The sequence below is a fragment of the Janthinobacterium sp. YR213 genome (assembly GCF_900099875.1).
GTDB lineage: Bacteria > Pseudomonadota > Gammaproteobacteria > Burkholderiales > Burkholderiaceae_D > Janthinobacterium > Janthinobacterium lividum.
In genome coordinates this window covers 180,635-193,136 of the sequence record NZ_FNDA01000005.1, presented here as the reverse complement: position 1 = coordinate 193,136, position 12,502 = coordinate 180,635, and the positions used below count along the sequence as shown (strand labels likewise).

Sequence of the window (12,502 nt, the reverse complement as noted above, 5' to 3'; positions counted from 1 at the left end):
CTAGACGACCGCGCCGGCCCGCCGCCGGCGCAGGCCGCGCGGCCATGATTGAAGTACAGCTGACGAAACAAACCACCATGACCGATAAATTGAAACCGCTGCGCGAACAGATCGATGCGATCGATGCGCAAATCCTCGAACTGCTGAACCGCCGCGCGCAAATCGCCCAGCAAGTGGGCCATGTGAAGGCCGAGACGCAGGCGCCCGTGTTCCGTCCCGAGCGCGAGGCGCAGGTGCTGCGCGGCGTGGCCGAGCGCAATCCCGGCCCCATGGGCGACCGCGAAGTACAGACCATTTTCCGCGAAATCATGTCGTCCTGCCGCTCGCTGGAAAAGCGGGTCACCGTGGCGTATCTGGGCCCGGCCGGCACCTTCAGCGAACAGGCCGTGTATCAGCAGTTCGGCAGCGCCGTCGAAGGCTTGCCGTGCGCATCCATCGATGAAGTGTTCCGTTCCGCCGAAGCGGGAACGGCAGACTTCGGCGTGGTGCCGATCGAGAATTCCTCGGAAGGCGCCGTCAACCGCACCCTGGACATGATGCTGCAGACGAGCCTCATCATCAGCGGCGAGGTGGCGATCGCCGTGCACCACAGCCTGATGACGAAGAGCGGCAACATGGACGGCGTCACGTCCATCTGCGCCCATTCGCAGGCGCTGGCGCAGTGCCAGGTGTGGCTGAACCAGAACTACCCGCACATCGCGCGCCATGCCGTGGCATCGAACGCCGAGGCGGCCCGCATGGCCGGCGAAGACGGCACGGTGGCCGCGATTGCCAGCGAACTGGCCGGCGCGCAGTACAAGCTGGGCGTGGTCAAGGGCCATATCCAGGACGACCCGCATAACCGCACGCGCTTTGCCGTCGTGGGCACCCTGCAGACGGCGCCGTCGGGCAAGGACCAGACGTCGCTGGTGCTGGCCGTGCCGAACAAGGCGGGCGCCGTGTACCAGTTGCTGGCGCCCCTGGCGAAACACGGCGTGTCGATGACGCGCTTCGAGTCGCGCCCGGCGCGCATGGGCAGCTGGGAGTATTATTTCTATGTCGACGTGGAGGGCCACGTGCACGACGCAGCCGTCGCCCAGGCGCTGGCCGAGCTGCAAAGCAATGCGGCGTTTTTCAAGGTGCTGGGGTCGTATCCGGTCAGCCTGTGAAACTGTAGCTATTCTTACAATCACCCACTTTTTTAAAGAACACCATGTCTAAAAATATCGGTCCAGAATACGTCCGCGCCATCGCCCCTTACCAGAGCGGCAAACCGATCGCGGAAGTCGCGCGCGAATTCGGCCTCGACGAGGCAGCCATCGTCAAGCTGGCGTCGAATGAAAACCCGTACGGCATGCCGGAATCGGCCAAGCAGGCGATGATCGCCGCCATCGATGACCTGGGCCGCTACCCGGACGCCAACGGCTTTGACTTGAAAGCCGTGCTGTCGAAGCGCTATGACGTGCCGGCCGACTGGATCACCCTGGGCAATGGCAGCAACGACATCCTGGAAATCGCCGCGCACGCCTTCGTGCAGCATGGCGAATCCGTCGTGTACTCGCAGTATTCGTTCGCCGTGTACGCGCTGGCCACGCAAGGCCTGGGCGCGCGCCACATCGTCGTCCCGGCGCAAGCCTACGGCCATGACCTGGACGCCATGGCGGCGGCGATTGCCGACGACACGCGTCTGGTTTTCATCGCCAACCCGAATAACCCGACCGGCACCTTCCTGACGGCGGCGCAGCTCGAAGCCTTCCTGCGGAAAGTGCCGGCGCATGTGGTCGTCGTGCTGGACGAAGCCTACAACGAATTCCTGTCGGCCGACGACCAGTACGAGTCGACGGCGTGGGTGCGCCAGTATCCGAACCTAGTGGTCTCACGCACCCTGTCGAAGGCCTACGGCCTGGCCGGCCTGCGCATCGGCTTCGCCATCGCCCAGCCTGTGCTGACGGACCTGATGAACCGCATCCGCCAGCCGTTCAACGTCAACTCGCTGGCGCAGGCGGCCGCGATTGCCGCCCTGAACGACAAGGACTTCCTCGAGCAAAGCGCGCGCAACAACGCGGCCGGCTACCAGCAGTTTACGGAAGCGTTTACGCAACTGGGCCTGGAATACGTGCCGTCGCACGGCAATTTCGTGCTGGTCAAGGTGGGCGACGACGATGGCGCCGGCGCGCGCGTGAACCTGGCGCTGCTCAAGCAGGGCGTGATCGTGCGTCCCGTGGGCAGCTATGGCTTGCCGCAATGGCTGCGCATTTCCATCGGCCTGCCGCAGGAAAACGCCATCTTCATCGCCGCGCTGACGAAAGCGCTGGCCTGACGATATGACGACGCCTGCACTGAACAAGGTAGTCATCTTTGGCGTAGGCCTGATCGGCGGTTCGTTCGCGCGCGCCCTGAAACATGCGGGCGTGGCGGCCACCGTGGTCGGCATGGGCCGCTCGCAGGCGTCGATGGTGCGCGCGCTCGAACTGGGCATCATCGATGAAATCGGCGGCGACATGGCGCAAGCCTTGCATGGCGCCGATCTGGTGCTGCTGGCCGCGCCCGTGGCGCAAACGGGCGCCATTCTGGCAGCCATCGCGCCGCACCTGCAGCCGGGCACCATCGTCACCGATGCGGGCAGCACGAAAAGCGACGTGGTGGCGGCCGCGCGCGCGGCGCTGGGTGGAAAAGTCGGGCAATTCGTGCCCGGCCACCCGATCGCGGGGCGCGAGACGAATGGCCCCGACGCCGCCATCATCGATCTGTATCAGGGCAAGAAAGTGGTGCTCACGCCGCTGGCGGAAAACGCCGCGGCCGACGTGGCGCGCGTGGCGGCCGCGTGGCGCGCCTGCGGCGCCATCCTGCACACTTTGAGTCCCGAAGAACATGACAAGGTGTTTGCCGCCGTCAGCCATCTGCCGCATCTGCTGGCCTTTGCGCTGGTCGACGACATCGCCAACAAACCGCACGCGGGCCTGCTGTTCCAATACGCGGCCAGCGGCTTTCGCGACTTTACGCGCATCGCTGGCTCATCGCCGGAAATGTGGCGCGACATCAGCCTGGCCAACCAGCCGGCGCTGCTGCACGAACTGGACGCCTACCTGGCGCAGTTGACGACCTTGCGCGCCCATCTGGCCGCGAATGACGGCGCCGCCATCGAAGGCGTGTATGCGAACGCCCAGCACGCGCGGCAGCAATGGATCGAGGCGATTGAAACGGCGGAAGTACCAGCCTTGCCCTCACGATAAATACTCAAGGATTCCAGCATGACCCAGACCAAGCACTACCCCCACCATATCGATTTGAAGCCGGTGATGCATGCCGAAGGCACGGTGCGCTTGCCCGGCTCGAAAAGCATTTCCAATCGCGTGCTGCTGCTGGCAGCGCTGGCCAAGGGCACGACGAAGATCGTCGACTTGCTTGCCTCCGACGACACCTTCGTCATGCTGACGGCATTGACGTCGCTGGGCGTGAAATGGACGCAGGACGAGCTGACGGGCGATCCGGCCACGGCGCATCAGATCCACCACGTGGAAGGCTGTGGCGGCGTGTTCCCGCACCACGAGGCGGACCTGTTCATGGGGAACGCCGGCACGGCGATCCGCCCGCTGACGGCGGCGCTGGCCGTGATCGGCGGCGACTATACCCTGCATGGCGTGTCGCGCATGCACGAGCGCCCCATCGGCGACCTGGTCGACGCGCTGAACGCCGTCGGCACGCAGATCGAATACACGGGCGAGCAGGGCTTCCCGCCGCTGCGCATCCGCCGTGGCCACATCCACGCGCAGCGCATCGCCGTGCGCGGCAACGTGTCGAGCCAGTTTTTGACGGCCTTGCTGATGGTGGCGCCACTGATGGCGCGCGACCATGCTGTCACCATCGATGTGACGGGCGAGCTGATTTCGAAGCCGTACATCGAGATCACGCTGAACCTGATGCGCCGTTTCGGTGTGACGGTCGAGCATGACGGCTGGCAGTCGTTCACCGTGCAGCCGGGCCAGCAATATCAAAGCCCGGGCACGATCCACGTGGAAGGCGATGCGTCGTCGGCCTCGTACTTCCTGGCGGCCGGCGCCATCGGCGGCGGTCCCGTGCGCGTGGAAGGCGTGGGGCGCGACAGCATCCAGGGCGACGTGCGCTTCGTCGAAGCCTTGCAGCAGATGGGCGCGACCATCACCATGGGCGAGAACTGGATCGAAGCCCGTTCGAACGGCGTATTGAAAGCCGTCGACATGGATTTCAACCATATTCCCGACGCGGCCATGACGATCGCCGTGGCCGCCCTGTACGCGGACGGCACCAGCACTTTGCGCAATATCGCCAGCTGGAGGGTCAAGGAAACGGACCGCCTGGCCGCCATGGCGACGGAATTGCGTAAACTCGGCGCGGAAGTGGAAGAGGGCGCCGATTACCTGCGCGTGACGCCGCCGGCGCAGATTCAGGCCGCCACCATCGACACGTATGACGACCACCGCATGGCCATGTGCTTCTCGCTCGCCTCGCTGGACGGCGCCGCGCGCCGCGGCAATGAGATGCGCATCAACGATCCGAAATGCGTGGCCAAGACCTTCCCCGAGTATTTCGCCGCGTTTGCGGGGATTGCAAAAGACACCCTGATTTAATTGATTGCTCATACTATGCCGACCTCCCACATCCCAGTCATCGCCATCGACGGCCCCACCGCTTCCGGCAAGGGCACGGTGGCGCACCGCGTGGCCGACAAGCTGGGCTTTCATTACCTGGACTCGGGCGCGCTGTACCGCCTGACGGCCTTGAGCGCGCTGCGCCGCGGCACGGACTTGCGCGATGAGCACGCGCTGGCCAAGCTGGCCGAACACTTGCCCTGCCATTTTGCGGGCGGCGAGATCCTGCTGGCGCATGAAAACGTCACCGAGCAGATCCGTGCCGAAGAGGTGGGCAATACGGCGTCGAAGATTGCCGTATTGCCAACGGTGCGCCATGCCCTCGTGGGCTTGCAGCTGGGCTTTCGCCAGACGCCGGGCCTGGTGGCCGACGGGCGCGACATGGGCACGGTGATCTTCCCGCATGCGCAATTGAAGGTCTTCCTGACGGCCAGCGTCGAGGCGCGCGCGCAACGGCGCTACAAGCAATTGATAGACAAGGGGTTTTCTGCTAATATGGAAGACCTTCTGATGGATTTGCAGGCGCGGGACGAACGTGATACTCACCGTGCGATTGCGCCGCTGGTCCCCGCGGAAGGGGCGCATGTCCTCGATACCTCGGCCATGACAGCGGATGAAGCTGTCGAAACCGTGTTGAAATGGTATGCCGCAGTTGCAAAATAAGCAGCAAAATAGCGTGTATTGATGTGTAGTGCATGCTATGTGGTGCCCGTTGACGGCTCCTGGCCTGTCCGGGTGTGTCAAAAACCTAACCCAGTTTAAGTCGCATCGTGCGATCTCTGCTGGATAACCTGTGTGAACCCTATGTCTACTGTTACAACTAACGAATCTACCGGTATGGAAAGTTTTGCTGCGCTCTTCGAGGAATCGTTGTCGCGTCAAGATATGCGCTCCGGCGAAGTTATTTCCGCTGAAGTCGTGCGCCTCGACCACAATTTCGTGATCGTGAACGCCGGCCTCAAATCCGAAGCATTCATCCCTGTCGAAGAATTCAAGAACGACCACGGCGAACTGGAAGTCAAAGTTGGTGACTTCGTTTCCGTGGCGATCGAATCGCTGGAAAACGGTTTCGGCGATACCATCCTGTCGCGCGATAAAGCCAAGCGTCTGGCTTCGTGGCTGGCTCTGGAAAAAGCGATGGAATCGGGCGAAATCGTCGTCGGTACCGTCAATGGTAAAGTCAAAGGCGGTCTGACCGTGTTGACCAACGGCATCCGCGCATTCCTGCCGGGCTCGCTGGTTGATACCCGTCCTGTCAAAGACACCACCCCATTCGAAGGCAAAACCCTCGAATTCAAAGTGATCAAGCTGGATCGCAAGCGTAACAACGTGGTTCTGTCCCGCCGCGCCGTCATCGAAGCTTCGATGGGCGAAGAGCGTCAGAAACTGATGGAAACGCTGAAAGAAGGCACGGTCGTGACCGGCGTCGTCAAAAATATCACCGACTACGGCGCGTTCGTGGATCTGGGCGGTATCGATGGCCTGCTGCACATCACCGACCTGGCATGGCGCCGTGTACGTCACCCGTCGGAAGTACTGACGGTTGGCCAGGAAATCACCGCCAAAGTCCTGAAATACGATCAAGAGAAAAACCGTGTTTCGCTGGGCGTGAAACAACTGGGCGACGATCCTTGGACCGGTCTGTCCCGTCGTTACCCACAAAGCACCCGTCTGTTCGGTAAAGTAACGAACCTGACCGACTACGGCGCGTTCGTTGAAGTGGAACAGGGTATCGAAGGTCTGGTACACGTTTCCGAAATGGACTGGACGAACAAAAACGTTGCTCCTAACAAAGTTGTCCAACTGGGCGACGAAGTAGAAGTAATGGTTCTGGAAATCGACGAAGAGCGTCGTCGTATTTCGCTGGGCATGAAACAGTGCAAAGCCAATCCATGGGACGACTTCGGTGTTACCCATAAGAAAGGTGACAAAGTCCGCGGCGCGATCAAATCGATCACCGACTTCGGCGTGTTCATCGGCCTGGCCGGCAACATCGACGGTCTGGTGCACCTGTCCGACCTGTCCTGGACCGAAACCGGCGAAGAAGCCGTGCGTCGCTTCAAGAAAGGTGACGAACTGGAAGCCATCGTTCTGGCCATCGACGTTGAGCGCGAGCGCGTTTCCCTGGGCGTCAAGCAACTGGAAGGTGACCCATTCAACAACTTCGCAGCCATGAACGACAAAGGCTCGCTGGTAACCGGTACCGTTAAATCGGTTGAGCCTAAAGGCGCCGTGATCCAACTGTCCGAAGAAGTTGAAGGCTACCTGCGCGCTTCCGAAATCTCGCGCGACCGCGTTGAAGATGCCGGTACGCACCTGAAAGTCGGCGACACCGTCGAAGCAATGGTGTTGAACATCGACCGCAAAGCCCGTGGTATCCAACTGTCGATCAAAGCGAAAGACAATGTTGAAACCCAGGAAGCTATGCAAAAAATGGCAGCTACCGACAACAACGCAGCTTCGGGCACCACCAGCCTGGGCGCCTTGTTGAAAGCTAAGTTCGATAACAAGAACTAAGACTGCGGATACGGCAGATGACAAAGTCCGAGCTGATCAACCGCCTCGCTGAGCGTTATTCTCAGCTGGTGGCGAAAGATGCGGAGTATGCCGTCAAGACCATTCTCGATGCGATGACCAACGCCCTGGCGACCGGTCAGCGTATCGAGATCCGCGGTTTTGGCAGTTTTGCCCTGAACAGCAGGCCCCCGCGCATCGGCCGCAACCCGAAGTCCGGCGACAAGGTGATGGTTCCCGAAAAACGGGTACCCCACTTCAAGCCGGGCAAACAGTTGCGCGAGCGGGTGGACGCGATGGTCGGGCAACCGATTATCGAGGATTAATCGTCTGCTGGAAGGCGACATAGAAAGCGGCGTCCTTGGATGCCGCTTTTTTTTGTTAATATGCTGAGAATGCCTGACATCAGCTACTGCGCGTCGCGCTTTGCGGCCTGCGATGCTCACCGTACTTCAGTACGGTTGCGCTTCTCGGACCAAAGGGGGCGCCGAGCCTCGCTGACGCTCGCTACGGTTTGATCAGCGCTCTACGTTTGTGTCATGTGGCACGGGCATTTTTTTTGTTCACTCTGGACCTATCGATGAAAATCATCTCCACCATCGTTGGCTGTGTTCTTTTCGTCCTGTTCTTCAGTTTTGCGCTGAAGAATGCGCAGGTTGTCGACTTGCATGTATTCCTCAATTATGAAATTCGCGGTCCCCTGGTCCTGATGCTGCTGGGCTTTTTTGTCGCTGGCGCGAGCCTGGGCGTACTGGCCCTGACGCCGACCGTGTTCCGTCACCGCCGCGAAGCGACCAAGCAAAAAACCACCATTGCCGCGCTGCAGACCGTTGGCGTGGCCAGCAATGTCCAGCCGCAACCGGACAGCGTGAGCGCGCAGTAAGCGGCGCCGTCGCTCCTATCTCTCTTACTCGAATAAAAACAATCGCATGGATTTTGAACTCTGGTGGCTCTTGGGTATCCCGGTGTTTTTCGCGCTGGGCTGGATCGCCGCGCGTGTGGACATTCATCAACTGGTGTCCGAATCGCGCAGCCTGCCGCGCAATTACTTCAAGGGCTTGAATTTCCTGCTCAATGAACAGCATGACAAGGCCATCGATGCCTTCATCGAAGTCGTCAAGCTGGACCCGGAATCGGCCGATATGCACTTCGCGCTGGGCAATCTGTTCCGCCGCCGCGGCGAAACGGAGCGCGCCATCCGCGTGCACCAGAATTTGCTGGCGCGCCCGGACCTGCCGCTGGAACAGCAGGGCCATGCCGCCTATGAGCTGGGCATGGATTATCTGAAGGCGGGCTTGCTGGACCGCGCCGAAGAAACCTTCAACAGCCTGGTCGACACGCAATATGCGGCCCAGGCTCGCCGCGCGCTGCTGGAAATCTACCAGCGCGAAAAGGAATGGCCGCGCGCCATCGAAGCGGCCGTGGGCTTGCAGGAATCGGGCGCCGGCGCGCGCCAGAAGGAAATCGCCCAGTTCTATTGCGAACTGGCGCATGACGCCCTCGTGCACATGAAGCCGGACGACGCCATGCCGCTGCTGGAAAAAGCCTTGCAGACGGACCGCAAGAGCGTGCGTGCCACCATCCTGACGGGCGACGTGCTGCTGGCGCGCGGCGACGTGGAAGGCGCGTTGACCACCTGGCGCCGCGTGGAGCAGCAAAGCGTGCCGCACGTGGCCCTGGTGGCGCAGCGCCTGATGGACGGGTATACCAAGGTCGGCCGTGCGCAGGAAGGCGTCAACCTGCTGCGCTCCTATCTGGAAGAGGCGTCGTCGATCGACCTGATCGAAGTCGTCTTCAAGGCCGTCATCGAACTCGACGGCGTGGAAGCGGCGAAGCAGCTGGTCAGCGCCGAGCTGCGCCGCACGCCGACCCTGCTGGGCCTGGATAAACTGCTGGAAGCGCGCATGATGGATGCGCCGGCCGCCATCTGGTCCGAGCTGTCGATGGTGAAAAACCTCGTGCACGGCTACACGCAGAAGCTGGCCCGCTACCAGTGCAGCCACTGCGGCTTCAAGGCGCGCCAGTTCTACTGGCACTGCCCTGGCTGCAACAAGTGGGAGACTTACCCACCACGCCGCACAGAAGAACTCAATGTCATGAACTGATTCGTACACGTCACCTTGCCCTGAGCAATGTGGCGTGTACTTCTATGTAAGACCTGCTTTTTATCCATACGGTACATCCATGAAAATCACCATTATCGGCACCGGCTATGTTGGCCTCGTGACCGGCGCCTGCCTGGCGGAGCTGGGCAACGACGTCTTTTGCCTCGACCTGGACGCACAGAAGGTCGCTTTGCTCAACAGCGGCGGCATCCCCATCCATGAACCTGGCCTGGAAGAAGTCGTGGCGCGCAACCGCGCCGCCGGCCGCATGACCTTTTCCACCGACGTCGAGGCCGCCGCCGCGCACGGCGTGATGCAATTCATCGCCGTCGGCACGCCGCCCGATGAAGATGGCTCGGCCGACCTGCAATACGTGCTGGCGGCCGCGCGCGGCATCGGCAAGTACATGACGGACTTCAAGGTCATCGTCGACAAGTCCACCGTGCCCGTGGGCACAGCCGAAAAAGTGCGCGCCGCCATCCAGGGCGAACTCGATGCACGCGGCGTGGCCGCCACGTTCTCGGTCGCGTCGAACCCGGAATTCCTCAAGGAAGGCGCCGCCGTCGAAGATTTCATGCGCCCCGACCGCATCGTCATCGGTGTCGATGCGACGCCGGACGGCGAGCGCGCGCGCGAATTGCTGAAAAGCCTGTATGCGCCGTTCAACCGCAACCACGAGCGCACCTACTGGATGGATGTGCGCTCGGCCGAATTCACGAAGTATGCGGCCAATGCCATGCTGGCCACGCGCATCTCGTTCATGAATGAATTGGCGAACCTGGCCGACAAGGTGGGCGTCGACATCGAGGCCGTGCGCCACGGCATCGGTTCCGACCCGCGCATCGGCCACAGCTTCCTGTACGCCGGCTGCGGCTATGGCGGTTCCTGTTTCCCGAAAGACGTGCAGGCGCTTGAGCGCACGGCGCGCGGCCACGGCCAGGAACTGCTGATCCTGCGCGCCGTCGAAGCCGTCAACGACCAGCAGAAGCAGGTGCTGGGCCGCAAAGTGGTCACTCGCTTCGGCGCCGACCTGACGGGCCGGCATTTCGCCGTGTGGGGCCTGGCCTTCAAACCGAATACGGACGACATGCGCGAAGCGTCGGCCCGTGTCCTGCTGGCGGACTTGCTGGGACGCGGCGCCACCGTGGCCGTGTATGATCCCGTCGCCATGGCCGAGGCGCGCCGCGTGCTGCAACTGGACTTGACGCCGGAGCAACTGGCCAAGGTGCGCTTTGCCGACAGTCCGAAGGATGCGCTGCAGGACGCCGATGCGCTGGTCATCGTGACCGAATGGAAAGCCTTCCGCAGTCCCGATTTCGAGCAGATCAAGGCGCGCCTGAAGCAGGCCGTGATCTTTGACGGGCGCAACCTGTTCGAGCCGGTCGTCATGGCCGAGAATGGCATCGAATATCACGGGATCGGTCGCTCGATCCTGACGCGCGCATGAGCGCCCAAGAGGTGGTCGCCTTGACGGCGCCGGCCGCATTGGCCCAGGTACGCCTGCTGGTGGTGGGCGATGTGATGCTGGACCGCTACTGGTTCGGCGATGTCAGCCGCATTTCGCCGGAAGCGCCCGTGCCCATCGTGCGCATCGAGAAGCGCGAAGAGCGCCTGGGCGGCGCGGCCAACGTGGCGCGCAACGCGGCCGCGCTGGGCGCGAAGACGAGCTTGCTGGGCGTGGTGGGCGACGACGAGGCCGGCAGCCAGGTCGAGCGCCTGCTCGAAGGCGGCGGCATCCACAGCTATCTGCAGCGCGATGCGGCCATTTCCACCATCATCAAGCTGCGCGTGATCGGCCGCCAGCAGCAGATGCTGCGCATCGACTTCGAAGATGCGCCCAGCGATACGGTGCTGCGCGACAAACTGGCGCAGTTTAATGCCCTCTTGCCGCACTACGATGTGGTGGTCCTGTCCGATTACGCCAAAGGCAGCCTGGTGAACGTGGCCGAGATGATCAAGGCGGCGAGAAAGGCCGGCAAGATCGTCATGGTCGACCCGAAAGGCGATGATTTCAGCCGCTATTCGGGTGCGTCAGTGCTCACTCCGAACAAGTCGGAACTGCGCCGCGTGATCGGCAGCTGGAACACGGAAGAGCAGCTCACGGAGCGCGCGCAGCAGATGCGCGCGCAACTGGGCCTGGACGCCTTGCTGCTGACGCGCTCGGAAGAGGGCATGAGCCTGTACACGGCCGATGAGGTGGTGCACATGCCCACCGATGCGCGCGAAGTGTTCGATGTCTCGGGCGCCGGCGACACGGTGATCGCCACCATGGCGGCCATGCTGGGCGCCGGCATGAGCCTGGGCGACGCCGTGCGCACGGCCAACCGCGCCGGCGGCATCGTCGTCGGCAAGCTGGGCACGGCCACCGTCACCCGAGAAGAGCTGTTCCCGCAGTAAATATGCTGTATCACCTGCGCCGGCCTGTTTGATCTGGCGCAGGTTTCCCCGCCGTTTCGCTGTCCCGTCTTGTCAACCGTATCACGCCACAGCCGTTAAAGCCGTTAAGGCGCTGTTCCTCCTTTGCGTTCGAGTCATCTTGAAACCACATCACGGAGAGATACCCATGTTCAAAAAAATACTGCTGGCCATCGCCACCCTGATCGCGACGATGGGCTTTGCCTTTGCCCAGGTCGATGTCAACAAGGCGGATCAGGCGGCACTCGACAGCGTCAAGGGCATCGGCCCCGTCACGTCGAAAGCCATCATCGATGAACGCGCCAAGGGCGGCGCCTTCAAGGATTGGGCTGATTTCGAAACACGCGTGAAGGGCATCGGCCCGAAAAGTTCCGTGAAGCTGTCGGAAGCGGGCTTGCAGGTGAATGGCCAGGCCAAGTCCGGCGCGCCAGCGGCGCCCGCTCCGGCGGCGAAAGCTGCCCCGGCAAAAAAGGACGCTGCTGTGAAGGAAGTTGCAGCGAAAGAAGCCGCACCGAAACCAGCTGCTGCGACCGACACCGCTGCGGCGCCAGCCAAGACAGCTGCTGAAACGAGGAAGGAAGCTGCTGCCGCCAAGAAAGAAGCCAAGGCCGCCGCCGCTGCCGCGAAAAAAGAAGCCGCCGCCGCCAAGGTAGTGCCTGCAGCAGCCGTTGCTCCTGCTGCAGCGGCCGATGCCGCCCCCGTGAAAACGGCTGCCGAAACGAAGAAGGAAGCCGCTGCCGCGAAGAAAGCGGCAACGGCCGCCAAGAAAGAAGCCAAGGCTGCGGAAGCGGCTGCGAAGAAGGAAGCCAAACTGGCTGCTGCCGACGCGAAGAAGGCCGAAGCCGAGAAAAAGTAAGCGTG

The 12,502-nt window shown here is 62.2% G+C and carries 12 protein-coding genes; all 12 read left to right on the top strand.

The features are described 5' to 3' along the window. Window positions 1-77 precede the first annotated feature (77 nt). The 12 genes from pheA to BLT98_RS21810 all read left to right on the top strand — a co-directional run bounded on the left by pheA (window position 78) and on the right by BLT98_RS21810 (window position 12,497). Window positions 78-1,148 carry a prephenate dehydratase gene (gene pheA, locus BLT98_RS21865; RefSeq protein WP_092612019.1) on the top strand — a complete coding sequence of 357 codons (1,071 nt, stop codon included), beginning with the start codon at window positions 78-80 and terminating at the stop codon, window positions 1,146-1,148. A 44-nt stretch (window positions 1,149-1,192) separates the two neighbouring features. Continuing rightward, a complete protein-coding gene (hisC, locus tag BLT98_RS21860) occupies window positions 1,193-2,299 on the top strand; it encodes a histidinol-phosphate transaminase (RefSeq protein WP_092611447.1) in 1,107 nt (368 codons plus the stop codon). A 4-nt stretch (window positions 2,300-2,303) separates the two neighbouring features. Continuing rightward, complete coding sequence (locus BLT98_RS21855) at window positions 2,304-3,212, top strand: prephenate dehydrogenase (protein ID WP_170846462.1); 909 nt, start codon at window positions 2,304-2,306, stop codon at window positions 3,210-3,212. 18 nt (window positions 3,213-3,230) lie between these two features. Continuing rightward, the gene (gene aroA / locus BLT98_RS21850) at window positions 3,231-4,586 is read left to right on the top strand and encodes a 3-phosphoshikimate 1-carboxyvinyltransferase (protein WP_034782013.1); all 1,356 of its coding nucleotides are present in this window, start codon (window positions 3,231-3,233) and stop codon (window positions 4,584-4,586) included. A gap of 15 nt (window positions 4,587-4,601) precedes the next feature. Further along, window positions 4,602-5,270 (top strand): (d)CMP kinase, encoded by a 669-nt coding sequence (gene cmk / locus BLT98_RS21845; protein ID WP_092611444.1) that lies wholly within the window; start codon window positions 4,602-4,604, stop codon window positions 5,268-5,270. Between the two features lie 141 nt (window positions 5,271-5,411). Continuing rightward, the gene (rpsA, locus tag BLT98_RS21840; RefSeq protein WP_071650172.1) at window positions 5,412-7,124 is read left to right on the top strand and encodes a 30S ribosomal protein S1; all 1,713 of its coding nucleotides are present in this window, start codon (window positions 5,412-5,414) and stop codon (window positions 7,122-7,124) included. A gap of 17 nt (window positions 7,125-7,141) precedes the next feature. Beyond that, complete coding sequence (locus BLT98_RS21835; RefSeq protein ID WP_008446215.1) at window positions 7,142-7,447, top strand: integration host factor subunit beta; 306 nt, start codon at window positions 7,142-7,144, stop codon at window positions 7,445-7,447. Between the two features lie 254 nt (window positions 7,448-7,701). Beyond that, window positions 7,702-8,004 carry a LapA family protein gene (locus tag BLT98_RS21830; RefSeq protein ID WP_034751796.1) on the top strand — a complete coding sequence of 101 codons (303 nt, stop codon included), beginning with the start codon at window positions 7,702-7,704 and terminating at the stop codon, window positions 8,002-8,004. 46 nt (window positions 8,005-8,050) lie between these two features. After that, window positions 8,051-9,226 carry a lipopolysaccharide assembly protein LapB gene (gene lapB / locus BLT98_RS21825; RefSeq protein ID WP_034782020.1) on the top strand — a complete coding sequence of 392 codons (1,176 nt, stop codon included), beginning with the start codon at window positions 8,051-8,053 and terminating at the stop codon, window positions 9,224-9,226. Window positions 9,227-9,305: 79 nt separating this feature from the next. Then, the gene (locus BLT98_RS21820) at window positions 9,306-10,673 is read left to right on the top strand and encodes a UDP-glucose dehydrogenase family protein (RefSeq protein WP_092611441.1); all 1,368 of its coding nucleotides are present in this window, start codon (window positions 9,306-9,308) and stop codon (window positions 10,671-10,673) included. Then, complete coding sequence (gene rfaE1, locus BLT98_RS21815; protein ID WP_052140095.1) at window positions 10,670-11,623, top strand: D-glycero-beta-D-manno-heptose-7-phosphate kinase; 954 nt, start codon at window positions 10,670-10,672, stop codon at window positions 11,621-11,623. Before BLT98_RS21820 ends, rfaE1 begins: the two co-directional genes overlap by 4 nt. A 166-nt stretch (window positions 11,624-11,789) precedes the next feature. Then, the gene (locus BLT98_RS21810) at window positions 11,790-12,497 is read left to right on the top strand and encodes a ComEA family DNA-binding protein (RefSeq protein WP_092611439.1); all 708 of its coding nucleotides are present in this window, start codon (window positions 11,790-11,792) and stop codon (window positions 12,495-12,497) included. The last annotated feature ends 5 nt before the right edge of the window (window positions 12,498-12,502 follow it).

Coding starts and splice junctions, on each gene's coding strand:
- pheA (WP_092612019.1), top strand. CDS start 78: ATGACCGATAAATTGAAACCGCTGCGCGAACAGATCGATGCGATCGAT.
- hisC (WP_092611447.1), top strand. CDS start 1,193: ATGTCTAAAAATATCGGTCCAGAATACGTCCGCGCCATCGCCCCTTAC.
- BLT98_RS21855 (WP_170846462.1), top strand. CDS start 2,304: ATGACGACGCCTGCACTGAACAAGGTAGTCATCTTTGGCGTAGGCCTG.
- aroA (WP_034782013.1), top strand. CDS start 3,231: ATGACCCAGACCAAGCACTACCCCCACCATATCGATTTGAAGCCGGTG.
- cmk (WP_092611444.1), top strand. CDS start 4,602: ATGCCGACCTCCCACATCCCAGTCATCGCCATCGACGGCCCCACCGCT.
- rpsA (WP_071650172.1), top strand. CDS start 5,412: ATGTCTACTGTTACAACTAACGAATCTACCGGTATGGAAAGTTTTGCT.
- BLT98_RS21835 (WP_008446215.1), top strand. CDS start 7,142: ATGACAAAGTCCGAGCTGATCAACCGCCTCGCTGAGCGTTATTCTCAG.
- BLT98_RS21830 (WP_034751796.1), top strand. CDS start 7,702: ATGAAAATCATCTCCACCATCGTTGGCTGTGTTCTTTTCGTCCTGTTC.
- lapB (WP_034782020.1), top strand. CDS start 8,051: ATGGATTTTGAACTCTGGTGGCTCTTGGGTATCCCGGTGTTTTTCGCG.
- BLT98_RS21820 (WP_092611441.1), top strand. CDS start 9,306: ATGAAAATCACCATTATCGGCACCGGCTATGTTGGCCTCGTGACCGGC.
- rfaE1 (WP_052140095.1), top strand. CDS start 10,670: ATGAGCGCCCAAGAGGTGGTCGCCTTGACGGCGCCGGCCGCATTGGCC.
- BLT98_RS21810 (WP_092611439.1), top strand. CDS start 11,790: ATGTTCAAAAAAATACTGCTGGCCATCGCCACCCTGATCGCGACGATG.